Genomic DNA, 24,633 nt, shown 5'->3' on the forward strand with positions numbered 1-24,633 from the left:
AATACCTTTCAAGGCGCTTACTCGTGCAAAGCGTTTTTCAGAAAATGGGGTAAGCCGCTGCCTGGCAGCGACTTAATGAAGGTGATGGATACTGAGATCACCGAGTTCTGTCGTTTGCGATTCAGCCGGACGAGAAATCATCTCCGCACGGATTTCTTCAATGGCCCGCAATGCTGCGCGAATGCGTACCTCATCACTTTCGGTATCCAGAAGCTGTTGCAGCCGCTCAAGGAGAAGGCGCCAGGAAATTGCCGCATCCTCATTCAGTAGCTGCGTCACCATCTCTCCGATGATGATGTCCGTCATTTTTTCGTCAAAAACGTTATTCATATACTCCCCGGAAGGCGGTTCTGAGACCGAAAGATTAGCACAGGTTTTTCCAGTGGGGGTTTGCTCAGCATCAAAATGAGACTGCACGGATGTGCAGGCGGCACTGCAATGGCACCGAAAACCTTTACTGGCTTTTTTTTGCGGGCAACAGAATAAGTTTCTTTGAGCAATCATTCAATTGCACATTGACGTATTTTTCATCTTTGCCAAAGAAACAGCCCGGGCAGTGCCGGGCTCTGGCGGTCATGCTGCTGCATCGCCGGTTAACTGAGCAGGCGGTCAGGCTGTACGAAACACAGAAACCATGTCGCGCAAATCACTGGCCCGTTTTGCCAGTTCATCTGCGGATGACGCCGACTGCTCAACCAGTACTGCATTTTGCTGTGTCACCTGATCCATCTGGTTAACGGCAATATTAATCTGGCTTACGCCGCTGCTCTGCTCTTCAGACGATGATGAGATATCGCGAATCAGCTGAGAGGTTTGCTCTATGGCCTCTACGCTCTGCTTAACTTTGCTGCCCGCATCCTGCGCCAGCGTTAAGCCTTCATTCGACTGAACGACGGATTGCTCTATGAGACCTTTAATCTCTTTGGCGGCACCGGCTGAGCGCTGCGCCAGCGCGCGCACTTCGGCCGCTACTACGGCAAATCCTTTACCCAGTTCGCCGGCGCGAGCCGCTTCAACGGCGGCGTTAAGCGCCAGTATATTAGTCTGAAAGGCGATGCTGTCAATGACGGCGGTGATTTCCTCAATCTGGCTTGAGCTGCCACGCATCTTCTGCATTGTCGCCATGACAGCGTTCATCGCATCACCACTCATTAAGGCCGCATTAGTCGCCGATACGGCCATATCGGAGGCGTAACGTGTGTTATCGGCATTCTGTTTAATAATGGACGACAGTTGCTCCATACTGGCGGCGGTTTCAGCCAGCGAGGCGGCCTGTTCCTCCGTACGCGATGAGAGGTCGTTATTACCCATCGCAATTTCTTCCGACGAGTTGGCAATGGTTGACGCGTTATTTTTAATACTGGTCACTAACAGCGAAAGACGTAGCTGCATCTGCGCCAGGGCATTCAGCAGTTCGGCGATCTCATTATTGCCCGATACCGTTATTACGGTGGTTAGATCACCCGCTGCAACTTTACTGGCCACTGCCACCGCCTCTTTTACAGGGCGCGTGACCGAACGACTAATCATAAACGCCACAAAGACTGCTATGAGTGCTAACACCAGTAATGCGGCCAGCAGGATATACTGCGAATGACGACGTTGATCGATTTGATCGTTGAGCGTGATTGCCAGTTGCTGGCTGAGTTTTGTGTCAAGATCGTTATAGGCGTTAATCGCCTGGGTAAAGTCTTTTACGTAGTCCAGAGGCGTAATCTGCACGGTTTTCGTGATAAAGACGTTTTCCGCCATCTTAAGTACGCTGGCCGAACGTTGATAGGCGTCCTGCGCCTGCGCGGCAAAGTCAGTTTTCAGTCCTGGCTCCACGGTAAAGGCTTTATTCAGTACATTACTGAATTTTTCCAGTGCATTTCGGCCGCCTTCAAGTTGATATTCCATGGCGCCACGATAGGATTCGTCAGCTTTATCCCCCGCCGCAATGATGGACGTACCACTTGCCCGGATGCGCCCGAGCGTTTCGGTCAGCTCTGGCAGGCGGCCATAAATACTCATGATAAGCTGATAAGTATTCAGGTCGGCATCTAAAGATAGACTATACAAATCAAGAATGTCTTGATTCGTGTCCAGCAGGTTTTGAATGAGTTGGGCATGATGCGTCAGGCTGCTCGACAGCGTTAACTTCCCCGTTAACACGTCCTGTTGTAGCTGTGACCATGCGGTCTGAACATTTAAAAAACGCTGAGTGGGTTGTGCGCTGGCATCATATTGACGCAATTCAGAGGCTATTTTTTCATACATTGCATCGATCTGAGAAGCCAGCGCTACGCGTGGCGCGTTATCCAGCTTATTTTGGGAAATAGCGATGGCACTTTCCGCACGATGGCGCTGTATCAGGTTAAGTAATGTCAGGATATCTTTTTCGATCGGTACGCCCTGTAACTCTTGTGTTTTTACGTTAATCGCTTCATTACCCGTCTGAATAAATAGATAGGTAGGTAATATAAATAAAACCAGAGCAAAAATACCGAGGATAAGAAATTTTGTCGGCAGGCCGAGTTTGTCGAGAATGTTTTTCATTACTTGCGGTCCAGGTGGAGTGGTGTCTTTTGATAAAATCATCAAAATATAATTATGTTATGTTTTTACTGTAATAGAATGGAAATTTTTCGCTTATTATCAACGATCTGTTTGATTTAACGGCAGGACGAGGCCCATTTTTCACAGTGAAAGACAGTATAGAGTGCATTCTTCTGTTTATCATGTTAAAGATTCACTAAATTTTCTTTTCAGTGTGGCTAAGCCAAATTATTTTTCTTTTTTAATTTTCATCTAATCATAAATAGGTATATATGGGATGCTTGTTATAAAAAAGCAGCCTCGATCCCAAAGAATGAAAAAAAATTAAAGTTATCCTGAGGGGTGACGATAATGGCGGTCCTTATTTTTTTAGCCAACAATAAAGTCTTCCAGGGGCTTTTACCGGGTAATATTCTGGTCAGATAATTAAAGTCATATGACTTACGATGAGTATCGCCACGTGCTCAGGACCGGTTAAACATACATTCCGCTTACTCCCGCAAGACGCTTCCGAAGCTGAGGGTTGTGTTGCAATCCCTGTGACGCGTTTTGTGTCGCTGCGTGCGTCATCGCCTGCGTGTTTTCCTGCGCTTAAGCACTGTTTACAGTGAAGAAGTGGTGCACGCTCTGACGCCGCAGCGGCAAACGGTGAGTGTTCCCTGTTAACCAAGATTGAATATTTTTTTCTTATCGCCAGAAAGTAACCAATACAATGTTTTATTCTCTTTTTCTAAATGAAATTCTTCTCGTTTAGTTTAAGATTTAATATTCGTCAAATTATTTTTGTTTTTATTAAAAAACCATAATTATCAATTGCTTATTATTTTTTTATTACGGGGCTCTTAATTTTTACTGTGGATTTTACTTTTTTAACCGATACCTGTTTTTCACCATAAGCAGGGAGTCCATAATGAAAATTTCAACGCGCCTGACGATGAGTTTCGGCCTTTTAATTACGCTGTTTATTATCTGCACCTCAGTGGCCTATACCGGTATGAATAATGCCCGTAACGGCATGGATGAAGCCGTAAATGTCAAAATGAAGAAATACCGTGTGGGGATGGACATGTACGGTGGGTTACGTGACATGGCCGTCATTGTGCGTAACCTTGCCCTGATTACGGATCCCGACCAAATGCAGCGAGAGTGGCAACGTATTGTCACGCAAAAAGCGAGCTATATAGAGAACCGTGAGCGTCTGGCTGCAATGGTTGCCAGAGATTCAACGCCAAAGGCCAGAGAGGCCTTTGATAAGATAGTAAGTAGCGAGGGCCCGGTGCTGGCGGCGCTGGAACATGCCGGCCAGCTTGGCTTACAAAACAAGCAGCAGGACGCGACGTCTTATCTGATAAAAACGGTTCGGCCATTGCAAGGGCAATTACTTGAGTCGCTGAAAGAGATGACCAGGCTGCAAATGGAAGACAGTGAAAAGTCCGTTGAAATCACCAGTCAAAATGTGCGCCGGGCCACGCTGATTCTGTTGATTCTTGCCTCTCTGTCGGTGGTCGTTTCCGTCGCAGCGGGGTATATGATTATACGCGTGCTGATGCGTCAGCTCGGTGGTGAACCTGCTCAGGCGCAGGCATTATCTGCGGCGATTGCCGGCGGCAATTTAACCGCACCGGTCACCTTGCGTGCCAACGATTCAACCAGTCTGCTCGCCTCTCTGGCGAATATGCAGACCAGTTTGCGTCGTCTGGTTAGCCAAATCAAAGAGACCGCCGGATCGGTCGCCTCGGCATCCGATGAAATCGCTCAGGGCAATACTGAGCTGTCATCACGTACAGAACAGCAGGCTGCCGCCCTACAGGAAACGGCGGCCAGTATGGAACAGCTCACCGCCACGGTGAAGAGCAATACGGCCAGTGCACAACACACGGCTACCGTTGCCCGCGAGGCTGCAACCCTGGCGCGCAGCGGCGAGTCCGAAGTGCAGCGGATGTCTCATACCATGAATGACATCGCCCTGAGCGCGACAAAAGTACGCGACATCACAGGCGTGATTGAAAGTATTGCGTTTCAGACCAATATCCTGGCGTTAAATGCGGCGGTTGAGGCAGCGCGGGCGGGCGAGGGTGGGCGCGGTTTTGCCGTCGTCGCTGGCGAGGTCAGAATCCTGGCACAGCGTAGCGCCACTGCCGCAAAAGAGATCAAAGAACTGATCGAACATGCGGTGGAACAGGTGGATAGCGGCGTTCATGTCGCCGCCGGGACCGGAGAAAGTATTCTGAAGGTCGTGGGCATGGTCAATGCACTGGCGGGCGCGATGGATGAAATATCAATGGCTTCGTCAGAGCAGATGCAGGGGATCTCGCAGGTCAGCGTCGCCGTCAGTCAGATGGATGGGGTCACCCAGAATAACGCGGCGCTGGTTGAAGAATCCTCATCCGCCTCGCACTCCCTGTCAGAGCAGGCGCACGCCTTACGCGGCATGGTTGAAGCATTTCAGGTTTGATCGCTTAGCAGGGGCGGTAACGCCCCTTTTTTATATCACAGAGTCTGGTGTCTCCAGCCTCACGACAGGACATCCCCGCGATCAGGCCTGTCACTGAATGGTCAGAACAACCCGGCCAATCAGTTTGATGTCATCAATTCCACAATCAAAGGCCACGCCAATCCCGCTGACGTGGACTTTCCTGACCGGAATACGCGTCAGCGTTCTGACGCTGGCTGTGCCTTCAATTTCGACCAACCAGACGCCGTCATGCATATCTTCGAAGTCAGTATCGATGATGTATTGCGTGGTTTCGGCCAACAGTAAAAAAGCGTTGCGCGGTTCCTGCTTCAGGGGCGCATATAAGGCTTTATCCAGCATCACATAACCCGCATCCTCGATTTTTCCGCTGATTAGTTTTTTTCTAATCAGTGTCGGTGTGTCAGGTTTGCTTTCTGAGAACTTACTTCCTTTACCCGTAATCAACCATTGCAAGTCCGCCCCCGTTTCCATAACGCACTGCAAAACGATATCTGACGGAAAAACATCACGTTTATAGCGTGCAGACAGGCTGCTTGCGGCAATTCCAAGGTGATCTGCAAGCTGCATTTTCATGGTAAAGCCATAGGCATCGACAACGCGATCCAGAGCTTCAGCGCTCGAGTTCGGAAATTTGAAATTAGTATAAACGCTCATTTTCATTGACACTTAGATTTAGTCTAAGTATCCTCCGGTTTTAGTTAGCCTTTGATTGATGCAGCAGCAGGCGGCTTTATCAGATAACGAAAGATTTTGCCTGATGAGGCCCATTTTTACAATCGTCATGCCGGAACCTTATCGCGTCGCTCACCTGTCTGCGTGTAACGGTCAGCACCGGTGAGATAAGGCAACAAGGGCGATTGTGTCGGTAAGCGCCGCGATTGCGCGCAAGATGTGAGTGAAAGTGGTTTAACGCCTTGTCGTGCTGACACTGAGGCCAGTTTTATTACCGTTTCGCTTAATGCTTAACAAAAGCCAGCGATGAGACAGGCGCGAATCCGTCATCAGGTACAGACACCATGATGTCAGTGACGGTGGCGACTGGTCAGTCAAACCCGATGCAAACTTTATCGGAGGAAAACAATGAGTCGCACCGTCCAGATAAAAAGCCCGCTATCCGCTTCGCATGCTGAAGCGCGTTTTGACAACGGCAGCAGCGAAAAGATGACCTTTGATGAATTTCGTCAGCGCTGGCGTTTGCTGCGCGACAGCAACCGTAACCCTGCGCTGCGGTACTTCAATCACCAAAATGACGATTTCAAATTCTGTGTTTTAACGCTGGTCAATCGTGACTGGCCCGGCAGTTTCAGGCAGGAAGATATTGGCAAACCTTTCGAGTGTTTCGATCAGTTACGTCGTGAACGCATCATCATGGCGATGAACAAGCTGGCGCGCTGGGGAAAGATATTGCCGCGACAGTTCTCAACGGCGGACTGCTTTTTGCCTGAATAGACCACCTAATCGTAACGCAATGACGTAAACCCGTCGGGCATGACTTTGCCCAAAATCTGGAGAGAAATGATGAACAGCGAAACCCATTCACTGAATGACGCCACAACCTTTACCCTTAACAAACTACTTGATAACGAAAGAAAAGCCTGCGCACTGGCGGTCGCCAGACGGCTGAATGTTATGGCGGCGCATATTACGCGTCAGACATTAAACGGCATTGAGGCTGCGGAACTGCTGCGCAACGAAGCTGAACGTTATGAAAACGAATCAGGAGCGCTGCGCTGATGGCCGATACCATTGATGTCGCGCAGCAGCGCAGCGAAGAAATCCTGGCGCACAATATTGCCCAGGTCACGCAACGGCCCGTGGCAATCAGCGCTTCGTTTTGTGAAGAGTGTGATGCACCGATTCCCGAGGCGCGCCGTCGCGCCGTTCAGGGTGTCACCCGCTGCCTGTCCTGTCAGGAAGTCTGCGAGTTACGCACACGTCTTCACCACGGACAGGCGCGATGATGACTTTTGCTTACCCGTGGAATGCCCCCCGGCTGGCGATTGCCAGCCCGTATCCCACTTATGACCAGCAGCAACACCGCGATCGCCTGATTGCGGCGTGGCTGCATGGGCAGAAAACCCTTAATGCCCAGGCCAGGATGGTGCAACTGGACGTCCGGCGTCGCATGGCGTTACTTGAAAAGCAACAGGGCACAGCCCGGGCTAATGCGTACTTAGCAAAAACCTTTGTTGAGCGTACATTACCGCGTGTTGAGTCAGTCAACCAGCGCTACCAGTTGCATGCCATGCGTCCCGGCATCGTGGCGCAACTATCCCGAACGCTGTCGTGCCCGCAAGGTGCAGCCAGAGCGGCCGGCACATTGTGGGAACTGATGAAGCGGTTTAACCGCCTGCCGGATATGTCCCGTGCTGATGTTGATTTACTCGCGGGCGATATTGCCAGCTTTATTCATGCAGAACTGGTGCAGTTGCATGCCAGCATCAGTGACAGGACGGATTACCGTTATGTCCATCACCTTTACACAACCGCGGCTATCATCACCCGTGAGCTGGGACAAACGCCACCGCTCTGGGAAACGGTCAGTACTCGCTTCTTCTGTCCCGACGAGGTTACCGCCGCCATCCTGCGTATGCAGGCAGAGAAATGGTGGAAAGGACAGTTGCGTCGTCTCAGCGCCTTCTGGCGAGAACATCTGCATATTGCCTTAGCCAACGTCAGCAAAAAGCGGTCACCTTATGCCAGCCCGATGGCGGTTGCGGAATGGCGGGAACAGCGTCGACGCACTCGTGACTTCCTGCAGAGTATGGATCTGGAAGATGAGGAGGGGAACCGCATCAGCCTGATCGAAAAATATGACGGCAGTGTGGCCAATCCAGCCATTCGTCGTGCGGAACTCATGACACGCATTCGTGGCTTTGAAACCCTTTGTCAAAATATGGGCTTCCGGGCGGAGTTTTATACTTTAACCGCCCCGTCTCGCTATCACGCCACCTTGCAAACGGGCCACCGCAATGCGAAATGGAACGGGGCCAGCCCGGCGGACACGCAGCGCTATCTTTGCACGCTCTGGCAGCGAGTCCGTGCCAAACTGCATCGAAATAACATCAGTATTTTTGGTCTGCGCGTTGCTGAGCCTCATCACGATGGTACACCGCACTGGCACATGCTGATGTTTATGCGCCCTGAGGACGTCAGTCGGGTAAGTGAGATCCTGCGTGATTATGCCTGCCAGCAGGACAGCGATGAGCTGAACAGCGCCCGCGCATGCAAAGCGCGTTTTCATGCGGAAGCCATTGATCCAGCAAAAGGCAGCGCGACAGGCTATATCGCTAAATACGTAGCAAAAAACATTGATGGTTATGCGCTCGAAGGTGAGCGGGATCATGAAAGCGGAAAGCCGCTGAAGGAAACGGCGATGGCCGTCTCGGCCTGGGCGGCCCGCTGGCGCATCCGCCAGTTTCAGTTTATCGGCGGTGCTCCCGTCACGGTTTATCGCGAACTGCGCCGCCTGGCTGATCTGCAAAGCGCTCATGGTGCGGGCGAGGCGTTTGCTGCCGTACATGCTGCGGCTGATGCCGGTCAATGGGCTGCGTACACCGATGCCCAGGGCGGCCCCTTCGTTAAACGTGACGCACTTACCGTGCGTGTCTGGTATCAGCCCGATGAAAATTGTAATGCCTTTGGTGAGGAAACGCAGTCGATTAAAGGTGTTTATGCCACGGCGACAGGGCCCGGCGTGCCCGTGTTGACCCGGCTGAAAACATGGAAAGTTGTGCCTAAACGCGCTGAAGAAGAGGGCGGCCAAAAACCGCAGCCGGCGTTGCGGTCTTGGAGTTCTGTTAATAACTGTACGTCTCAGGCATATCTTCTTTCTGACAGCGGGACATTATCTGCGGAGGCGCGGAATAAAGTCGGGTTCGGGAACGGTACAGGTCAGAAGCCTTTTCAGTGCCCACACACAACCCAGTCTGTCGCATTCTCCGGCACGGTTTTTAAGCCGGACAGCCGGACAGCGTTGACGGTACCGCCGCGTTATCGTGACAGGCAGGCCTGGCCTGATCCGGACGAAAACAGGCGGGTTAAAAGGCCAGATTTTTAAACTATAAACAGTGAAAATCTATTGATTTTTCTTACGCTTCTGCAGGTCAGTGCCGCAGGTTTGTCTTAAGGGAAGGTTAATAAAAGTTGATGCCTATCAACATGATATAATTTTTTACCAACTATCTTAAAACGCTTCCACAGTTAATCAATGCTATGATACTGTATGTATGTACAGTGTTTATTTTGGGGGAGGGAATTGTGGGAAATGAATTACATGAGCGAGTTATGCTTGAGCGCGTTGAGCTTATCGCCAGGCTCACCAGTGAAGGGGCCTGCGGCGAACGAGACAGGGAAATTGCGTTAAATTTGATTGCTGAACTCGCAGCTAACTACACCCTTTCCGATAACCGATTTTCCGTTGTCTTTTCGGCTACGCCTTTAAAAAAACCATGATGCCGGCGTTCTCACTGTAACGTCAGCGGGTTGTCCGTCGCCTGAGCCCACCCAAAGGATGATGTGGGTTCAGGCGCGGGCAGCGGTCCGGGCAAACAGACCTTCACTTCGATCGGTCTTTAGCGTTCCTTTCTGTCATGTCAGGCCACAAAAAACGCCAGGCAGTTGTCACGTTCCTTTCCCGTTTCACTGCTTCATCCGGCCGCAGACGCTCATCGTTAAAACACGCACTTTTCTTTCCCGTTTCGCTGCCTCTTCCGCCTGCGGATCATCACGGCTAAAACACGCACCTTCCTTTCCCGTTTTATTGCCTCTTCCGGTCATGGAACCTCATCGTTAAAACGCGCGCTTTTCTTCCTTCCTACCGTTTTTTTAGCCGGAGTCATCCCATTTTTACTGCCTTTGCCCGCTCACTGTTGAGCGGGCGCTCCCGCGTTGAGCAATGCGCTGCTGAAGCAGACACTACTCCTGTCGCGCGCTGGCAACGCAGGCCGCGCTGAGCACATGCCCCCTGTTTACCGCATGGCCTGAGCTTTATGAAACCTGCTTTTGCTACAGGAGATATGGCCTGGCGATGCGGTGCCGGTAATGCAGGCTACCGCTGACAATATTTCGCCCAGCCAACCATGGTTTTTATGCTCATAAGGGGCCAATCAATGCTGATTTATGCACGACAGGAAGAAACGGTTGATGAGATTTGCTGGCGTTATTACGGACGCACGCAGCAGGCGGTTGAACAGGTTTATGCCGCCAATCCTGGCCTGGCAGAAAAAGGCCCAACCTTACCGCACGGATGCAAAGTGGTCTTACCGGATCTGCCCCAGGCGGCTACTGGTGAGACGCTCAATCTGTGGGATTAGTGCCAATGGAAAAAATCAGTTCTCTGATTAATTACCTCATCGGGATTGTCCTGATGTGGTTTGGACGTCACACACCACAGGATATCGCTTTTATGGTGGGCTCTGGCGTTGCTGTGTTAACGATGTGCATCAATGTCGCAACCTTTTTTATCAACTGGTATTACCGCCGCAAAACCTACGAGCTGCAGCAGCGCAACGTTAAGGGGCTGAATTTTGAGCCAGACCGCTAAGCGATGTGCCGTCGTCGCCGTGCTGGCCATGGCCGCACTGCTACCGCAAATCAAGATGCTAAAAACCTCCGAAGCCGGACTCAGGCTGATTGCTGATGCCGAAGGGTGCCGCACGTCACCTTATCAGTGCAGCGCCGGCGTCTGGACTAACGGCATTGGCCATACGCAGGGCGTTACGCCTGCCAGCGTGGTGAACGAGCGCCAGGCGGCAGTCAACCTGGTTTATGACGTCATGCGCGTTGAGCGCGGCATTGATCAGTGCATGACACGTGACATGCCCTCCGAGGTCTACGACGCGGTGGTGTCCTTTGGCTTTAACGTCGGCGTGCATGCCGCCTGTAACTCCACGCTGGCGGGCTTCATTAACCGTGGCCGCTGGCGCGATGCCTGCCTGCAGCTCAGACGCTGGGTCTATGTCAAAGGGACGTATAACGCCGGGCTGGATAACCGTCGCCAGCGTGAAATGGCCTGGTGCCTGAAGGGGGCAGGATGATGCGACTGATGGTGTTTGCGATCGTGACGTTACTTGCGGCACTGGGGGCCGGCGGCTGGCGTCTCAGCGTCATCGAGGCGCGGCTGGACAAGGCACAGCACAAGGCCGCGGCGCTGGCCGCCGACCTGAGCAACCGGGAGAAGGCCATCGATCAACTCAACCGGGATAGTCAGGCCAGCCGAAAACGTGAGGCCGAACTGCGGCTACAGCAAAACCAGGCCAGCGCTCAGGCGCTGAACCGCGAAACGACAATCAGAAGAGAAACCGATGCGAATCCCGCTTTACGTACCTGGAGTGCGACTGCTTTGCCTGCTGACGTTATCCGGCTGCACAGCCGTCCCGCCTTCAGCAATGCCCGAGATTATCTGGACTGGCTGTCCACGCGTGACCAGTTGCCCCATCCCGGAGAACCGCCTGCAAACGCAGGGTGATTTGGCGGCAGATAACCGCCAGTTAGAGGCTGCGCTCGCATCGTGCGGGTTGCAGGTAGAGATGATTAAAGCGTGCCAGGAGCAGCATGATGTTGAAAGCAACCCAACTCCGTCAGGTGCTGATAAACAGCGTTCCGCTGCTACAGCAAAATCCTGACAACCTGACCATCGATATTCAGTCCGGCAGTCTGGTCTCCACCCTCGCCAGCTCGCTGTCGTTTGAATACCACTTTCAGCTGGCTGTCGTCATTACTCAGTATGCCGACGATATTGATCTGATCATGGTGCCCGTGCTGACCTGGCTGCGGGAAAACCAGCCCGACATCATGGTGTCGGAGGAAAAACGCCGCACCGGCTTTACCTTCACGCTCGATGCCACGGGCGAGGGGAAGCACACCGTGACGGTCACGCTCCAGCTGACCGAACGTGTCTGGGTTGAGCAGCAGGAAGGTGGATTACACATCACGCATTTGCCGGAACCTGCGCTGCCAGAAAACGATGCGCGGCCCTGGCAGTTGTATATCAAAGGCAAGCTGGTCAGCGAATGGAAGGCATAGCCACTGCCGCTGTTGCTGAGGCGCTGTTTAGTCATTTCTGAGTAAACGGCATTCGATTGCTGCTTTTCTCCTGCAACGTGAAACTACTGCCATGAACGAGCAAATATTAGAAATCAAGCGCTTGCTGCGCAACATGGTCCGCATCGGTACTGTCTCCGACGTCAATCTGGAGGCGGGCACCTGCCGTGTAAAGACCGGTGATAACACCACTGACTGGCTGCACTGGCTGACAGCCCGGGCGGGACGCACCCGTACCTGGAATGCCCCTTCGGTTGGCGAGCAGGTGTTGATCATGAGCCTGGGCGGCGAGCTGAACAGCGGCTTTGTTTTGCCCGGTGTGTTTTCGGATGCCAGCCCGGCGCCATCGGCCTCTGCGGATGCGCTGCACTGCTCCTTTCCCGATGGGGCGGTTATTGAATATGAGCCCCAGACCGGCGCGCTAAAAGCGGAGGGGATCCAGACTGCCACTCTCAAGGCGGCCGTTAAAATCCTGCTGGATACGCCCGAGGTGGAGTGCACAACGTTACTCAAAACCGCCACGCTGGAAGTCACACAGGGCGGCACCATGAAGGGCGACGTATCGCACAGCGGCGGCAGTTTCGCCTCCAATGGCAAAGTGCTGCATACGCACCAACATCCGGGCGACAGCGGTGGGACAACAGGAGCGCCATTATGACAACAGCACGCTACAGCGGTATGAGCCGCGAAACGGGTACGACGCTGGAAGAGCTGGATCACATCCGACAATCCGTGCGCGACATTTTGACCACGCCACTCGGGTCGCGGGTGATGCGCCGTGATTATGGCTCGCTACTGTCGGCGCTGATTGACCAGCCACAAAACGACACGCTGCGTCTGCAAATCATGTCGGCCTGTTATATGGCGCTGCTGCAGTGGGAGCCGCGCATCAGCCTGAGCGGCATCAATTTTGAGTCTGCGTTTAACGGCGGGATGGAGGTGGAAATCACCGGCAACCGAGCGGATACCGCGCAGGATTTTTCGTTAACCGTCCCTGTGAGTTGAATCATGCCTACTATCGACCTGAGCCAGCTGCCTGCGCCAAATGTGGTGGAAACGCTGGACTATGAAACGCTGCTTGCGGAACGCAAGGCGACATTGATTTCGCTCTATCCTGCTGACCAGCAGGCGTCGGTTGCTCGCGTACTGGCGCTGGAGTCGGATCCGCTGGTGAAGCTCCTGCAGGAGAACGCGTACCGGGAAGTTATCCTGCGCCAGCGCGTTAACGAGGCGGCAAAGGCGGTGATGGTTGCCTGGGCCAACGGCAGCGATCTGGATCAACTGGGCGCGAATAACGGCGTGACGCGGCTGGTACTGACCCCTGCAGATCCTACCGCCACGCCGCCTGTTGAAGCCGTAATGGAGCGTGACGAAGATTTTCGCGCCCGCATTGCTGCCGCCTTTGAGGGGCTGAGTGTGGCAGGGCCATCGGGTGCCTATGAGTTTCATGCGCGGAGTGCCGACGGACGCGTCGCCGATGCTTCCGCCATCAGTCCGTCTCCTGCCAGCGTCACCATTACCGTGCTGTCACGTGAAGGCAACGGCGTGGCGGATAACGATCTGCTGGCAATCGTGGATGCCGCCCTGAACGATGAAGATGTACGACCGGTCGCCGACCGCGTCACTGTTCAGTCGGCTCAGATTGTGGATTATCGCGTCGAGGCCACGCTGTACCTCTATCCCGGCCCCGAAGCCGAACCTATTCGCGCTGCCTCAGAAGCAAAACTGCAGGCGTTCGTGAACACCCAGGCACGTTTGGGCCGCGATATCCGGAAGTCTGCGCTTTACGCCGCCCTGCACGTCGAAGGTGTACAGCGTGTCGAACTGGCGCAGCCGACTGCGGATGTGGTGCTGGATAAAACCCAGGCGGCGTTTTGCACCGGTTATCAGATCACGGTAGGAGGTTCTGATGAGTAAACGCCTGCTGCCCACCGGATCTTCGGCACTGGAAGTGGCGGCGGCGGAAGCCTGCGCAACGCTGGAGGCCATCCCTGCGCCGATGCGCATGTTGTGGAATGCTCAGACCTGCCCGGTCGAGCTGCTGCCTTATCTGGCCTGGGCCTGGTCGGTTGACCGTTGGGATTCAGGCTGGAGCGAAAGCACCAAGCGCAGCGTGGTTGCCGCATCGGAATACATCCATAAGCACAAGGGAACGATTGGATCGCTGCGCCGTGTGGTGGAGCCGCTTGGCTATCTAATCCGCATCAAGGAATGGTGGAACACCAACGAAGCGCCGGGCACGTTCCGCCTGGACGTGGGCGTGCTGGAAACCGGTATCACTGAGGCTATGTACAACGAGCTGGAGCGATTAATTGCCGATGCCAAGCCGGTCAGCCGTCATCTGACGGGGTTATCCATCAATCTGGACAGCACCGGCACCGTTCCTGTTGCGGCCGCCAGTTACAGTGGCGATGAGCTTACCGTTTATCCCTATACACCTGAAGTTATCACCGCAGGCGGTTCCGGTTACACCGGCGCAGCGGTCCATCTTATTGACCTGACGGAAGTGAGAGCATGACAACGAAATATTTTGCCATACTGACCAATCAGGGCGCGGCTAAGCTGGCCAATGCCGCAGCCCTGGGTACCCAACTGCAAATCACCCAAATGGCGGTGGGGGATGGCGGCGGCACTTTGCCCACGCCCGATCCTGCACAGACCAAACTGGTCGGCGAAAAGCGACGCGCCGCACTGAATTCACTGAAGGTGGATGCCGCGAACACCAGCCAGATTATTGCTGAGCAGATTATCCCTGAAGGTGAAGGCGGCTTCTGGATCCGCGAAATTGGCCTGTATGACGCCGATGGCGTTATGGTTGCGGTGGCAAACTGCGCTGAAACTTATAAGCCACAACTTCAGGAAGGCAGCGGCCGTACCCAGACCGTGCGCATGATTCTGATCGTGAACAGCACCAGTGCCGTCACATTAAAGATTGATCCTTCGGTGGTGCTGGCCACGCGCCAGTATGTGGATGACAAAGTCATCGAAGTGAAAGCCTATACCGACGACGTGATGAAGAAGCATGTCGATGCGACAAACCCTCATAGCCAGTATCTGCAAACGGCTAAAGCGCTGGCAGAGATTAAAGATGCGGGGCTGGTGGCGGAGGTTCTCAAAAACCTCGGTTTGGGAGAAGGTGCTCCACTCATTGGCTCCCCTTTTGCATGGCCGCATTCAAAAATGCCCAATGAACTGTTTGCATCAATGGCTGGAATGGTTTTTGTCAAAGCGAATGGTGCCTCATTCACCAGTACAACCTACCCTAAATTGGCTGTACTTTATCCTGGGTTAAAATTGCCGGACTTACGCGGCGAATTTATTCGTGGATGGGATGATGGTCGAGGCATCGACAGCTCACGTAGCTTGCTTTCTTCCCAAGATGATATGTTTAAGTCCCATAATCACAGATTTATAAATGAGTATGGTACGCCTACGGACAAGATAATCGCGTACACGGATGAAAATAACGAAAACGCTGAGGCAAATAATGTCAATGGTTTGCGAGCCTGGACTTATATTTTCATGGAAAATACTGGCGGCAATGAAACAAGACCACGCAATATTGCATTTAATTATATTTTGAGGGCTGCGTAATGTTAAGAGCTCAGTTGGATAAAAATCTCATAGCTATTAACTATGGGGAAATTAGTGTTTATAATTATGATGGTGTTTCTCGTGAATATCTTTCAACTATCACTGAAACCCTTGCTAAAGGAGTAGGACTTCCTGCTAATTCATGTGTCGATGCTCCCTTAGAAAAAAAAGAGGGCATGAAGGTTTGCAGAACTAAAGACCTTTCTGCATGGGAATATATTAGTGATCATCGCGGTGAAACTGTCTACAACACTGAGACAGGAGAATCATTTATTATAACTGAACTGGGTGATTACCCAACCAATACAACTTCAAAAGTTCCAGCTTCAGAGTACTGTAAATGGGATGGTGAAAACTGGGCTGAGGATTTTTCGCTTAAACATGAAGCCGATAAAAAAAATGCAGAAAAACATCGAGAAGATATTTTAAATAGTATCGATAAGACAATCTCCGATTGGAAGATTGAACTTTTGCTTGGTGACATTAGCGATAATGACAAAGCAAAACTATCAGCGTGGATGGCATACAAGTCTGCAGTGAAAGCCGTCGATGTATCGACGGCACCTGAAGTTAACTGGCCGCAAAAACCGGAATAATTAAAGTGTTCCTCAAGAATGACAGATAGCGAGGCTCGCTATCTGTTAACTCAGCTTGGTTATGAGAATTTTTCACTCTTTGGACAGGGAAACAATAGAAACCCACTTGTCTTTTAGGCCATTTGAAACTGTAGAAATATAACAATTATTTTCCATTGAAATATTCTTCGAGTAGATTAATTCCAGAATCAAGTCAACGTCATCTCAAAAAATTAATGATTTATCTTTTCAATAGTGAGCGTAACCAGGGCTTTTTTTTATACTAAAAAATCCAGCCACTTTATTCCACAGGAAGATGTTCAACTAAAAATAACCCTCCTGCAAATTACAGATGCATAAATATCCTTGCATCTGTAATTATTTCGATGTCAACTTCAAGCCGAGACGGATAAATTTTAATATTCCAGGGCCGTCGATACATCGACGGCTTTTACTGGATTATCATATGATAAACAAGATAATATTTCGACTTTATATTGCCGCTAATATCACAAAAGAAAGTTGCAATCTTTCGGTGCAATATAATATTTTAGTATCATTCAATAACACATTATCAATGCTTGTCGACATTTGACATACAGGCTTCATACTTTTTGCCAGCCCCTTACCCAGCTTTCATTATCTCTTAAACAGAACTCTAAAGCAGGATGTATATAAGTCATTACTTAGCTCTCACTATATAATTGAATGCTAAGTTGCGTGGCCTGGTAGTTATACCTTTGGATATTCCAGATTTTATAGAGGTAATAATGGTTGAACTCATACCATTGTCTGAAATCGCGCCTTCATAATTATTCGGGTTAGTTCCATCTGGCATTTTAAAGTCAGATTGCTGCATATCAAATAATGAGTCTTCATTTTTGAATCCTAGCCCGACTACACCATTAGCGCCCGTTGCGTCCTGATTATAATAATCGAGCATCGCTGTTCTGAGGGTCGTAGACTGCTGCGATGTTAAGATCCCTCTTCCATTATCGATACCACGACCACCATCCCAGCCACGAATAAACTCTCCACGTAAATCCGGTAATTTAAGTGATGGATAGGCTTTCGCCAGAAGCGGGTAATCAGCTGCGCTAAAAGTATCACCATTACAGGTCAACCAGCCTGATGGTGGTACTTCAGACGGCCAGGGAACCGGCACGCCAACCGGCAAAGCAGAGCCTTCCCCTAAACCGAGGTTTCCACGAAACAAACCCCTGGCCCCTGTAACCTGCACAATGGCAAACTCCCCACCTTTTACCAGAGGAAAAACGATGCTGATTGGCTATGTCAGGGTGTCAACAAATGACCAAAACACCGATTTACAACGGAATGCCTTGCAGAGTGCAAATTGTGAACAGATTTTTGAGGATAAAATCAGCGGTAAGACCAGCGAACGACCAGGCCTAAAGCGGGCGCTCAGGACGTTAAAAGAGGGCGATACTCTGGTGGTGTGGAAGCTGGATCGGCTTGGCCGCAGCATGCGTCATCTGGTCATGCTCACTGAGGAGCTGCGTGAACGCGGGGTCAATTTCCGTAGCCTGACAGACAGCATCGACACCAGCACGCCGATGGGACGTTTTTTCTTTCATGTGATGGGCGCCCTGGCGGAGATGGAGCGTGAATTAATCGTTGAACGCACGCGAGCGGGCCTCTCCGCTGCGCGAGAGAAAGGACGCATTGGTGGGCGGCGGCGCATTATGACGCCGGACGTCGTGGAGCGGGCAAAAAGAATGCTGACGAACGGCGCCACACGTTACCAGGTGGCACTGGTGCTGGATATTTCTGTCAAAACCCTGTATCGCTACCTTCCAGTCAACGCCACTAAACCCACCGATCACAGTAGTAACTAACAGGAATAAGCGATGTTATTTGCCGTGCGTTTTTACGATCGTGCCGACCGGGCTGATATCCGCAAAATCTATATGGACGCTCATCTGCAGTGGCTGGAAAGCGTCAGGTCAGGCGTACTGATTGCGGGCTCCCTCAGAGAGCATGCCACGGCTCATCCCGATGGTGCGTTATGGATTGTGGAAGCCGCATCCAAAGAAGCCGTTGAAACCCTCCTGAAGCAGGACCCGTTATAGCAAGAGGGACTGCGTCAAAACGTGGATATCCGGCTCTGGAGTAAGGCTTTTGACAGCCCCGTTACCCTGTAAATTATCGCCGCTGTTTAGCCACGCGCCAGCAAACCGCAATCGCATGCATCCTTTCTGCTGACCTGACACTCTGAGCACACCCTCAACACGGAGTGCTACAGATGTCTGATTTTCATCACGGTGTCCGCGTCGTCGAAATTAATGACGGCACACGCACCATCTCGACTGTTTCAACCGCCATTGTTGGCATGATCTGCACCGCAGAAGATGCTGATGCAACGGCGTTCCCTCTTAACACACCTGTTCTGCTGACCAACGTGCAGGCGGCCATCGGCAAAGCCGGTACCCAGGGCACCCTGGCGGCCGCGCTGCAGGCGATTGCTGACCAGGCGAAGCCGGTAACTGTCGTGGTTCGCGTAGCAGAAGGCGCGAGTCAGGCGGAAACCACCTCTAACCTGATTGGCTCGACAGACGCGAACGGTAAATACACCGGCATGAAGGCGCTGCTCAGCGCGCAAACTCAGCTGGGTGTTAAGCCACGTATTCTGGGCGTGCCAGGGCTGGATTCGCTGGAAGTGGCGACCGCGCTGGCCAGCATTGCACAGCAGCTGCGTGGCTTTGCTTACGTGTCCGCCTGGAACAGCAAAACCATCTCTGATGCCATGAAGTACCGCGAAAACTTCAGCCAGCGTGAGCTGATGGTCATCTGGCCAGACTTTATTGCCTGGAATACCGCGACCAGCAAATCTGAAATGGCTTATGCCACCGCACGTGCGCTGGGCCTGCGCGCCAAAATTGACAACGATACGGGCTGGCATAAAACCCTGTCCAACGTGGGCGTCAATGGCGTAACCGGCATCTCTGCAGACGTTTTCTGGGATCTGCAACAGACTGGCACCGATGCCGATCTGCTGAATGAGAAGTGCGTCACCACGCTAATCCGCAAAGACGGCTTCCGTTTCTGGGGCAACCGTACCTGTAGCGACGATCCGCTTTTCGCGTTTGAGAACTACACCCGTTCAGCGCAGGTGCTGGCCGATACCATGGCGGAAGCGCACATGTGGGCCAACGATAAACCGCTGACGCCAGTGCTGGTACGCGAAATCATCGCTGGCATCAACGCGAAGTTCCGTGAACTGGTCAGCGCTGGTTATCTGCTGGGTGCGAACTGCTGGTACGACGAAAGTGCGAACGATAAAGAGAGCCTGAAGGCGGGCAAACTGTTTATCGATTACGAGTACACGCCGGTACCCCCGCTGGAAGATCTGACGCTGCGTCAGCGCATCACTGATACCTATCTGGCGAACTTCGCCGCATCCGTAAACAGCTAAGGAGCCGGATAAATGGCACTGCCACGTAAACTCAAGGGGTTAAACCTCTTTAATGATTCAAACAGCTATCAGGGCATTGTAACCGCCGTTACGTTGCCGAAGCTGTCACGCAAGCTGGATACCTATCGCGCAGGCGGCATGAACGGCGCCGCGTTTATCGATAACGGCCTGGACGATGCGGCGCTCGATATGGAGTGGACGCTGGGCGGTATGGATGAGCTGGTACTCAGCCAGTGGGGCGCAACGGCCAACGTTCCGTTACGTTTTACCGGTTCTTATCAGCGCGATGACACCGGCGAAGAGATTGCCGTTGAAATTGAAGTGCGCGGTAAGCATCAGGCGTTTGACTTCGGTGAAGCCAAGCAGGGTGAAAACACCGAAACCAAAGTCACCAGCAAAAATACCTATTTCAAACTGACCTGGAATGGCAAAGAGCTGATCGAAATCGACACCGTCAACATGGTGGAGAAGGTCAACGGCGTCGATCGTCTGGAACAGCGCCGTAAAAATCTCGGCCTGGTGTAATAACAAAGGCCAGCGCGTTCTGCGCTGGCCCCTCTTGATTGAGATGGAGAAAAAATGGAACAGCTGGATAAGCCGGAACAGAAAGACAACCTGGTGGTGCTGGAAAGCCCGATTTCACGCGGTGATGTAGTGATCGCCCAGGTCGAGCTGGTCAAACCGAACGCCGGCGCACTGCGCGGTGTACGACTGGCCGAGCTGGCCTCGTCCGATGTGGATGCGCTGTTGATGGTGCTGCCCCGTATCACGATGCCTTCGCTGACCAAAGCGGAATGCAATGCGCTGGACCCGGTTGACCTGATTGCCCTGGGCGGCAAGGTGATTGGTTTTTTGTCAGCGAAATCGGCCACGTAAGCTGGCCCCGCGATATGACGGTCAATGATCTGATGGCCGATATTGCCAGCGTTTTTCACTGGCCCCCCTCAGAAATGTATCCCATGTCGCTGGAAGAGTTACTCGACTGGCGGCATAGAGTGATGATCCGCAGTGGAGTAACCTCAGATGAGTAACACGCTCAAGCTGCAAGTGCTGCTGGAAGCGGTTGATCGGGCGACGCGCCCGTTCAGTGCCGTGCGTAAAGAAACAGAAAAACTGTCTGCGGATATCCAGGAAACGCAGGACCACCTGGATGCGCTCAACGCTAAATCCGCGCAGATTGAAGGGTTCCGGGCGACACGCAAAGAACTGACGCTGACCCAGCAAAATCTTAAAAATACCCGGGCAGAAGCGGCAGCACTCGCCATTCAACTTAAAAACACCCAAAACCCCACCGCGGAACAAACGCAGGCGCTGGATAAGCTGCGTCAGTCGGCTAACGCGCTGCAGCAAAAAAATATTCAGCTGCGTCAGTCGGTACAGGAGCAACGCCAGGCGCTGAATGACGCCGGGATTTCCACGCGCCGGTTGAGCAGTGAGCGCCGGAAGCTGAACCAACAAGCCGAGCAGACGACATCCACCCTCAATGCGCAGGGTCAGTCCATGGATCGGCTGAATCAACGTCAGGACAAGCTCAACCGCATACGCGATCGCTACCGTGCCGGCATGGCGCTGGCAGATAACGTGCAAAGTGCCAGTTCGAAGGCCAAAGACTTTGTTGAGAAGGGCCGAAAAGTCATTGGTTACCTGTCACCTGCAAATGAGGTTGTGCAAGCCCGCGCGGCGATTACGCAATCGGGTGGCTCATCGGGAGAGGCAAAAGCTGCAGCACCGGCAGTGGCTAACCTTGCAAACGCGACGCAACGTAGCATGCAAGAAAGCGCGTCTTTGGTGCTCAATATTAAAAACGCGTTCGGCATTGCAGATGACCAGGTTGGTCAGTTAGGCGACGTGCTCTCATCGACCTTTGCCAATAAAACCACCGATTTTACCGCGCTTAAGACGGCGATGGTCGCTGTAGGGCCAGCCGCGAAGGACGCCGGTGTAAGCGTCGGTCAGACCGCGGCCATGATGGGCGTGCTGGCGGAAAACGGCATGACGGGCAGCCAGGCCGGTGCTGGCGTCAGCGCCATGTTGACACATGTTCAGGCACCGGACGCCAGCGCAGACAGCGCTCTGAAAGCGTTGAATGTGCAAACCGCTGACGACCAGGGCAACAACCAGCCCATTTTCGCGGTGCTCGGTCAGGTACAGGCGGCATTTGAGAAAAATAAACTCGACGCAGCCCAACAAGCCGCTTATCTGCAGGCCATTTTTGGTGAACAGGGCGCGGCCCCTGCCGCAGTGCTGATGAAGGGCGCAGCCAGTGGCCGACTGGATCAGCTGTCTCAGGCGCCCGCTGCCCAGCCGCCAGCCGCAGACGCGTCGGTTGATACCAGCCTGCAGGCCATCACCCAGGACGGCTTGTCCGTACAGTCCGTCCTGACCGGCGTTATGAATATCAATCCCCAGCTCTCGGACAGCCTGCTGACGCTGGCGGCCGGTGGGCTGACGTTGGTGGATTCCCTGGCCAGCGTGGGAAACATTGCCTGGCCTGTCATTAGCGGGCTGAGCACTATCATGGCGGGTGTGGAGCTGCTGGGCAGCGCGTTTGCCATCATCGGTGGCGCGATTACGGCCACGCTGGGGGCGATTACGCTACCGGTGGTCTTGCTTGGCGCGGCTATCGCGGCGGGCGCCATGTTGGTTTACCAATACTGGGATCCGATTAGCGCTTTTATCAGCGGGGTTGCTGAAGGTTTCAGCGCGGCGATGGGACCGATCAGCGACGCGTTCGCGCCGCTGAAGCCGGTATTTGACTGGTTCAGTAACAAAGTGTCCGAGCTGGGCGCATGGTTCTCGAAGCTGCTGGAACCCGTGAAGTTTTCTCAGCAGGAGCTGGCTTCAGCAGGGGAGATGGGACAGCGCTTCGGCAACATGCTGGCGACAGCGCTGAAATTGCCCGGTGAAGCCCTTAACCAACTGCGGGGCGGCATTGACTGGGTGCTGGGCAAACTTGGCATCATCGATGAGAAATCTGACAAGGTGAAAGACAAGCTGCCACCGCCCAAAATGCGCGAGCAGGACGACGAGGATGAGGATAATGCGTATGCCCGTCCGGCCGCATCGCGCGCCAGCCTTAACAGCACGCTCAATCAGCCTTTGCCCTCGGTTAACAATTCAAACGTGGATAACCGTCAGCACACCGTAACCAACAACATCTATGCGACAGGCGACCCCCAGGCGATTGGACAGGCCGTTGCACAGTATTCCACGGCATCGCCGTGGTCCACGGCTGATAGCAGCTATAACTCCATGTTTAGCCGGGATTAATTCACCATGATGATGATATTAGGCATGATGCCGTTTGTACGGCAAACCCTTCCCTTCGACAATCTGAAGCATGACGTGGGCTATCGCTGGGCAAAGAACAGTCGCGTGGGGCGACGTGAGTCGACCCAGTTTATGGGTGCCGGTGACGATAAAATCACCCTGTCTGGCGAGCTCCGGCCTGAAATCACCGGCGGCAATGTCACGCTGCTGGCACTGAAGGCGATGGCCGATGAAGGCCTGGCGTGGCCGCTGATTGGCGGTAATGGCATTATTTACGGCATGTTTGTCGTAGCAGATTTCTCGGCCACGCATACGGAATTTTACAGCGACGGCAGCGCGCGCAAGATTGGCTTTACCCTCAACCTGCTGCGGGTTGACGATTCGCTGACCAGCATGTTCGGCGACTTAAAAAGGCAGGCGGAAGAACTGCAAAACCGGGCTAGTGACGCAGCGCAACGGGTGGGTTCTGTCATCAACAGCGTTACCTCTGCGCTGAGCGGAGGGCGCTGAGATGAGCGATATCGCCCCGATTCCGGTGCCTCTGCGCGTTGCGCCGACGCCGGACTTCAATATCAAAATTGAGACGAAGGATAAAACGGAAGATATTCGCCCACGGCTGATTTCTCTGAAGTTAACGGATAACCGTGGCTTGCAGGCCGATCAACTGGAGCTGACACTGGACGACAGCGACGGCCAGTTGGTCATGCCGCCTTTTGGCGCAAAAATCGCCCTGGAGATTGGCTGGAAAGGACAGCCGCTTGCAAATAAAGGCATCTACCTCATTGATGAGGTCACCTACCAGGGCGCGCCGGACACGATAACGGTGGTCGCCCGAAGCGCCGATTTTAGCGGTTCGCTCGATGTTAAAATCACTGATTCATATCCAGACATGACGGTTGGCGAGGCCGTGGAGAAAATCGCGAAACGTAACAACCTCAAGTGGAAAGTTTCGCAGGAGATAGCTAAGAAAAAGATTAAGCATCTCGATCAAACGCAGGAAACGGACGGCACATTTATTACTCGTCTGGCTATGCTGGTTGGCGCGGTGGCGACAATTAAAAAAGAAATGCTGCAGTTCTTTGCCCCCGGGCAGGGCGTGACCGTGAGCGGAAAGCCGATTTCACTCCTGAATCTGAACCGACAGGATGGCGATAAGTATGAGTACAAATTGTTTAAGCGCGACGATTACAGTGGCGTAGAAGCAAAATGGTACGATCAGAAAAAGGCGCAGCAGAAAGGGGTAACCGTCAACACGATACCGCCAGCAACACCGACGGTGAACCCTGTCCATCCCGCGGCCAAAAATATCCCCACAATCGGGCAACAAGACCCGGGAAAAACCTATGTTTTTGGCAGCAATAAGAAGCTGTATGTACTGAATACGCACTTCAGTAGCCAGGAGGAAGCAGAGGAGGCGGCTAAGGCAAAGTGGCAGGAACTGCAACGCAACCGGGCTACGCTGAAGATCCTACTGGCGCTGGGTGCTGCGGAGTTGATTCCTGAAACGCCGGTCAAAGCTCAAGGTTTTAAATCGGTCATCGATAATCAAAAATGGCTGATTACCAATATCGTGCATACCCTCGATAAAAGTGGCTTTACCACCCAGTTGAACCTGGAGCTTATGATCGAAAACGTGGAATACATCTTAGTTGAAAAGCAAGGTGGTTAGATTTAGTCTAATTATTGTTGCTTTTTGCTTAGTC

31 protein-coding genes are annotated in these 24,633 nt (G+C 52.8%); 27 read left to right on the top strand and 4 right to left on the bottom strand.

What is annotated here, in order from left to right; genetic code table 11:
• Window positions 1–72: 72 nt before the first annotated feature.
• Together GC090_RS03050 and GC090_RS03055 are read right to left on the bottom strand one after the other, a co-directional pair.
• On the bottom strand, window positions 73–330 hold the full coding sequence (locus GC090_RS03050) for a hypothetical protein (RefSeq protein WP_033739939.1): 258 nt from the start codon (window positions 328–330) through the stop codon (window positions 73–75).
• A gap of 279 nt (window positions 331–609) precedes the next feature.
• Window positions 610–2,538 (bottom strand): methyl-accepting chemotaxis protein, encoded by a 1,929-nt coding sequence (locus tag GC090_RS03055; protein ID WP_324020826.1) that lies wholly within the window; start codon window positions 2,536–2,538, stop codon window positions 610–612.
• A 910-nt stretch (window positions 2,539–3,448) separates the two neighbouring features.
• Between GC090_RS03055 and GC090_RS03060 the strand changes: the two genes are divergently transcribed.
• Window positions 3,449–4,993 carry a methyl-accepting chemotaxis protein gene (locus GC090_RS03060; RefSeq protein ID WP_006118226.1) on the top strand — a complete coding sequence of 515 codons (1,545 nt, stop codon included), beginning with the start codon at window positions 3,449–3,451 and terminating at the stop codon, window positions 4,991–4,993.
• A gap of 90 nt (window positions 4,994–5,083) precedes the next feature.
• Here the strand turns inward: GC090_RS03060 and GC090_RS03065 are convergent, their stop codons facing one another.
• A complete protein-coding gene (locus GC090_RS03065; protein ID WP_006118225.1) occupies window positions 5,084–5,668 on the bottom strand; it encodes a phage repressor protein CI in 585 nt (194 codons plus the stop codon).
• Window positions 5,669–6,094: 426 nt separating this feature from the next.
• Between GC090_RS03065 and GC090_RS03070 the strand changes: the two genes are divergently transcribed.
• The 17 genes from GC090_RS03070 to GC090_RS03150 all read left to right on the top strand — a co-directional run bounded on the left by GC090_RS03070 (window position 6,095) and on the right by GC090_RS03150 (window position 16,248).
• On the top strand, window positions 6,095–6,463 hold the full coding sequence (locus GC090_RS03070; RefSeq protein ID WP_033739936.1) for a hypothetical protein: 369 nt from the start codon (window positions 6,095–6,097) through the stop codon (window positions 6,461–6,463).
• A 66-nt stretch (window positions 6,464–6,529) separates the two neighbouring features.
• Complete coding sequence (locus GC090_RS03075; RefSeq protein ID WP_006118223.1) at window positions 6,530–6,748, top strand: DUF2732 family protein; 219 nt, start codon at window positions 6,530–6,532, stop codon at window positions 6,746–6,748.
• Window positions 6,748–6,975 (top strand): TraR/DksA C4-type zinc finger protein, encoded by a 228-nt coding sequence (locus GC090_RS03080; protein WP_006118222.1) that lies wholly within the window; start codon window positions 6,748–6,750, stop codon window positions 6,973–6,975. The genes GC090_RS03075 and GC090_RS03080 overlap by 1 nt, the downstream gene beginning before the upstream one ends.
• Window positions 6,972–9,074, top strand: coding sequence for a replication endonuclease (locus tag GC090_RS03085; RefSeq protein ID WP_324020828.1), 2,103 nt, complete (start codon window positions 6,972–6,974; stop codon window positions 9,072–9,074). The genes GC090_RS03080 and GC090_RS03085 overlap by 4 nt, the downstream gene beginning before the upstream one ends.
• 200 nt (window positions 9,075–9,274) lie before the next feature.
• The gene (locus GC090_RS03090; RefSeq protein WP_072021722.1) at window positions 9,275–9,469 is read left to right on the top strand and encodes a hypothetical protein; all 195 of its coding nucleotides are present in this window, start codon (window positions 9,275–9,277) and stop codon (window positions 9,467–9,469) included.
• A 656-nt stretch (window positions 9,470–10,125) separates the two neighbouring features.
• Window positions 10,126–10,329 carry a tail protein X gene (locus tag GC090_RS03095; RefSeq protein WP_033739932.1) on the top strand — a complete coding sequence of 68 codons (204 nt, stop codon included), beginning with the start codon at window positions 10,126–10,128 and terminating at the stop codon, window positions 10,327–10,329.
• A 5-nt stretch (window positions 10,330–10,334) separates the two neighbouring features.
• A complete protein-coding gene (locus GC090_RS03100; protein ID WP_033739930.1) occupies window positions 10,335–10,559 on the top strand; it encodes an HP1 family phage holin in 225 nt (74 codons plus the stop codon).
• Complete coding sequence (locus tag GC090_RS03105) at window positions 10,543–11,052, top strand: lysozyme (protein ID WP_033739928.1); 510 nt, start codon at window positions 10,543–10,545, stop codon at window positions 11,050–11,052. The genes GC090_RS03100 and GC090_RS03105 overlap by 17 nt, the downstream gene beginning before the upstream one ends.
• Complete coding sequence (gene lysB, locus GC090_RS03110) at window positions 11,049–11,483, top strand: Rz-like lysis system protein LysB (RefSeq protein ID WP_324020831.1); 435 nt, start codon at window positions 11,049–11,051, stop codon at window positions 11,481–11,483. The genes GC090_RS03105 and lysB overlap by 4 nt, the downstream gene beginning before the upstream one ends.
• On the top strand, window positions 11,365–11,640 hold the full coding sequence (lysC, locus tag GC090_RS03115) for an Rz1-like lysis system protein LysC (RefSeq protein ID WP_226374589.1): 276 nt from the start codon (window positions 11,365–11,367) through the stop codon (window positions 11,638–11,640). The genes lysB and lysC overlap by 119 nt, the downstream gene beginning before the upstream one ends.
• On the top strand, window positions 11,570–12,040 hold the full coding sequence (locus GC090_RS03120; protein WP_324020833.1) for a phage tail protein: 471 nt from the start codon (window positions 11,570–11,572) through the stop codon (window positions 12,038–12,040). Before lysC ends, GC090_RS03120 begins: the two co-directional genes overlap by 71 nt.
• A 91-nt stretch (window positions 12,041–12,131) precedes the next feature.
• Entirely contained in the window at window positions 12,132–12,716 is a 585-nt protein-coding gene (locus GC090_RS03125; RefSeq protein ID WP_033739923.1) for a phage baseplate assembly protein V, read from the top strand.
• Window positions 12,713–13,063 carry a GPW/gp25 family protein gene (locus GC090_RS03130; RefSeq protein ID WP_324020835.1) on the top strand — a complete coding sequence of 117 codons (351 nt, stop codon included), beginning with the start codon at window positions 12,713–12,715 and terminating at the stop codon, window positions 13,061–13,063. Before GC090_RS03125 ends, GC090_RS03130 begins: the two co-directional genes overlap by 4 nt.
• A gap of 3 nt (window positions 13,064–13,066) precedes the next feature.
• Window positions 13,067–13,975, top strand: coding sequence for a baseplate assembly protein (locus GC090_RS03135; protein ID WP_033739920.1), 909 nt, complete (start codon window positions 13,067–13,069; stop codon window positions 13,973–13,975).
• A complete protein-coding gene (locus GC090_RS03140; protein ID WP_033739917.1) occupies window positions 13,968–14,576 on the top strand; it encodes a phage tail protein I in 609 nt (202 codons plus the stop codon). Before GC090_RS03135 ends, GC090_RS03140 begins: the two co-directional genes overlap by 8 nt.
• Window positions 14,573–15,652 (top strand): phage tail-collar fiber domain-containing protein, encoded by a 1,080-nt coding sequence (locus tag GC090_RS03145; protein ID WP_324020837.1) that lies wholly within the window; start codon window positions 14,573–14,575, stop codon window positions 15,650–15,652. The genes GC090_RS03140 and GC090_RS03145 overlap by 4 nt, the downstream gene beginning before the upstream one ends.
• Complete coding sequence (locus tag GC090_RS03150; RefSeq protein WP_324020839.1) at window positions 15,652–16,248, top strand: tail fiber assembly protein; 597 nt, start codon at window positions 15,652–15,654, stop codon at window positions 16,246–16,248. Before GC090_RS03145 ends, GC090_RS03150 begins: the two co-directional genes overlap by 1 nt.
• A gap of 661 nt (window positions 16,249–16,909) precedes the next feature.
• Here GC090_RS03150 and GC090_RS03155 read toward each other — a convergent pair.
• Entirely contained in the window at window positions 16,910–17,443 is a 534-nt protein-coding gene (locus GC090_RS03155) for a phage tail protein (RefSeq protein WP_324020841.1), read from the bottom strand.
• Between the two features lie 61 nt (window positions 17,444–17,504).
• Between GC090_RS03155 and GC090_RS03160 the strand changes: the two genes are divergently transcribed.
• From GC090_RS03160 to GC090_RS03200, 9 genes are all read left to right on the top strand, one after another.
• Entirely contained in the window at window positions 17,505–18,083 is a 579-nt protein-coding gene (locus GC090_RS03160) for a recombinase family protein (RefSeq protein WP_058702291.1), read from the top strand.
• Window positions 18,084–18,095: 12 nt separating this feature from the next.
• On the top strand, window positions 18,096–18,317 hold the full coding sequence (locus tag GC090_RS03165; RefSeq protein WP_324020843.1) for a YciI family protein: 222 nt from the start codon (window positions 18,096–18,098) through the stop codon (window positions 18,315–18,317).
• A 173-nt stretch (window positions 18,318–18,490) separates the two neighbouring features.
• A complete protein-coding gene (locus GC090_RS03170; RefSeq protein ID WP_324020845.1) occupies window positions 18,491–19,660 on the top strand; it encodes a phage tail sheath protein in 1,170 nt (389 codons plus the stop codon).
• A 12-nt stretch (window positions 19,661–19,672) separates the two neighbouring features.
• Window positions 19,673–20,185, top strand: coding sequence for a phage major tail tube protein (locus tag GC090_RS03175; protein ID WP_110268421.1), 513 nt, complete (start codon window positions 19,673–19,675; stop codon window positions 20,183–20,185).
• 54 nt (window positions 20,186–20,239) lie between these two features.
• Window positions 20,240–20,536, top strand: coding sequence for a phage tail assembly protein (locus GC090_RS03180; protein ID WP_033739909.1), 297 nt, complete (start codon window positions 20,240–20,242; stop codon window positions 20,534–20,536).
• A 32-nt stretch (window positions 20,537–20,568) separates the two neighbouring features.
• Complete coding sequence (locus GC090_RS03185; protein ID WP_013027268.1) at window positions 20,569–20,691, top strand: GpE family phage tail protein; 123 nt, start codon at window positions 20,569–20,571, stop codon at window positions 20,689–20,691.
• Entirely contained in the window at window positions 20,684–22,930 is a 2,247-nt protein-coding gene (locus GC090_RS03190; RefSeq protein ID WP_324020847.1) for a phage tail tape measure protein, read from the top strand. Before GC090_RS03185 ends, GC090_RS03190 begins: the two co-directional genes overlap by 8 nt.
• 6 nt (window positions 22,931–22,936) lie before the next feature.
• Window positions 22,937–23,440: a phage tail protein gene (locus GC090_RS03195; protein WP_205957018.1), complete on the top strand. Its 504-nt coding sequence runs from the start codon at window positions 22,937–22,939 to the stop codon at window positions 23,438–23,440.
• A 1-nt stretch (window position 23,441) separates the two neighbouring features.
• Window positions 23,442–24,599, top strand: coding sequence for a contractile injection system protein, VgrG/Pvc8 family (locus GC090_RS03200; RefSeq protein ID WP_324020849.1), 1,158 nt, complete (start codon window positions 23,442–23,444; stop codon window positions 24,597–24,599).
• The last annotated feature ends 34 nt before the right edge of the window (window positions 24,600–24,633 follow it).

The sequence above is a fragment of the Pantoea sp. JZ29 genome (genome assembly GCF_035190385.1).
GTDB lineage: Bacteria > Pseudomonadota > Gammaproteobacteria > Enterobacterales > Enterobacteriaceae > Pantoea > Pantoea stewartii.

Bases quoted from the DNA above. Each gene is read 5' to 3' on its own strand.
- GC090_RS03130 (WP_324020835.1), top strand. From the start codon at position 12,713: ATGACAACAGCACGCTACAGCGGTATGAGCCGCGAAACGGGTACGACG.
- GC090_RS03175 (WP_110268421.1), top strand. From the start codon at position 19,673: ATGGCACTGCCACGTAAACTCAAGGGGTTAAACCTCTTTAATGATTCA.
- GC090_RS03120 (WP_324020833.1), top strand. From the start codon at position 11,570: ATGATGTTGAAAGCAACCCAACTCCGTCAGGTGCTGATAAACAGCGTT.
- GC090_RS03140 (WP_033739917.1), top strand. From the start codon at position 13,968: ATGAGTAAACGCCTGCTGCCCACCGGATCTTCGGCACTGGAAGTGGCG.
- GC090_RS03080 (WP_006118222.1), top strand. From the start codon at position 6,748: ATGGCCGATACCATTGATGTCGCGCAGCAGCGCAGCGAAGAAATCCTG.
- GC090_RS03065 (WP_006118225.1), bottom strand. From the start codon at position 5,668: ATGAGCGTTTATACTAATTTCAAATTTCCGAACTCGAGCGCTGAAGCT.
- GC090_RS03150 (WP_324020839.1), top strand. From the start codon at position 15,652: ATGTTAAGAGCTCAGTTGGATAAAAATCTCATAGCTATTAACTATGGG.
- GC090_RS03200 (WP_324020849.1), top strand. From the start codon at position 23,442: ATGAGCGATATCGCCCCGATTCCGGTGCCTCTGCGCGTTGCGCCGACG.
- GC090_RS03195 (WP_205957018.1), top strand. From the start codon at position 22,937: ATGATGATGATATTAGGCATGATGCCGTTTGTACGGCAAACCCTTCCC.
- GC090_RS03075 (WP_006118223.1), top strand. From the start codon at position 6,530: ATGATGAACAGCGAAACCCATTCACTGAATGACGCCACAACCTTTACC.
- GC090_RS03185 (WP_013027268.1), top strand. From the start codon at position 20,569: ATGGCCGATATTGCCAGCGTTTTTCACTGGCCCCCCTCAGAAATGTAT.
- GC090_RS03180 (WP_033739909.1), top strand. From the start codon at position 20,240: ATGGAACAGCTGGATAAGCCGGAACAGAAAGACAACCTGGTGGTGCTG.
- GC090_RS03135 (WP_033739920.1), top strand. From the start codon at position 13,067: ATGCCTACTATCGACCTGAGCCAGCTGCCTGCGCCAAATGTGGTGGAA.
- GC090_RS03170 (WP_324020845.1), top strand. From the start codon at position 18,491: ATGTCTGATTTTCATCACGGTGTCCGCGTCGTCGAAATTAATGACGGC.
- GC090_RS03100 (WP_033739930.1), top strand. From the start codon at position 10,335: ATGGAAAAAATCAGTTCTCTGATTAATTACCTCATCGGGATTGTCCTG.
- GC090_RS03060 (WP_006118226.1), top strand. From the start codon at position 3,449: ATGAAAATTTCAACGCGCCTGACGATGAGTTTCGGCCTTTTAATTACG.
- lysB (WP_324020831.1), top strand. From the start codon at position 11,049: ATGATGCGACTGATGGTGTTTGCGATCGTGACGTTACTTGCGGCACTG.
- GC090_RS03055 (WP_324020826.1), bottom strand. From the start codon at position 2,538: ATGAAAAACATTCTCGACAAACTCGGCCTGCCGACAAAATTTCTTATC.
- GC090_RS03160 (WP_058702291.1), top strand. From the start codon at position 17,505: ATGCTGATTGGCTATGTCAGGGTGTCAACAAATGACCAAAACACCGAT.
- GC090_RS03125 (WP_033739923.1), top strand. From the start codon at position 12,132: ATGAACGAGCAAATATTAGAAATCAAGCGCTTGCTGCGCAACATGGTC.
- GC090_RS03070 (WP_033739936.1), top strand. From the start codon at position 6,095: ATGAGTCGCACCGTCCAGATAAAAAGCCCGCTATCCGCTTCGCATGCT.
- GC090_RS03190 (WP_324020847.1), top strand. From the start codon at position 20,684: ATGAGTAACACGCTCAAGCTGCAAGTGCTGCTGGAAGCGGTTGATCGG.
- GC090_RS03085 (WP_324020828.1), top strand. From the start codon at position 6,972: ATGATGACTTTTGCTTACCCGTGGAATGCCCCCCGGCTGGCGATTGCC.
- GC090_RS03145 (WP_324020837.1), top strand. From the start codon at position 14,573: ATGACAACGAAATATTTTGCCATACTGACCAATCAGGGCGCGGCTAAG.
- GC090_RS03095 (WP_033739932.1), top strand. From the start codon at position 10,126: ATGCTGATTTATGCACGACAGGAAGAAACGGTTGATGAGATTTGCTGG.
- GC090_RS03165 (WP_324020843.1), top strand. From the start codon at position 18,096: ATGTTATTTGCCGTGCGTTTTTACGATCGTGCCGACCGGGCTGATATC.
- GC090_RS03050 (WP_033739939.1), bottom strand. From the start codon at position 330: ATGAATAACGTTTTTGACGAAAAAATGACGGACATCATCATCGGAGAG.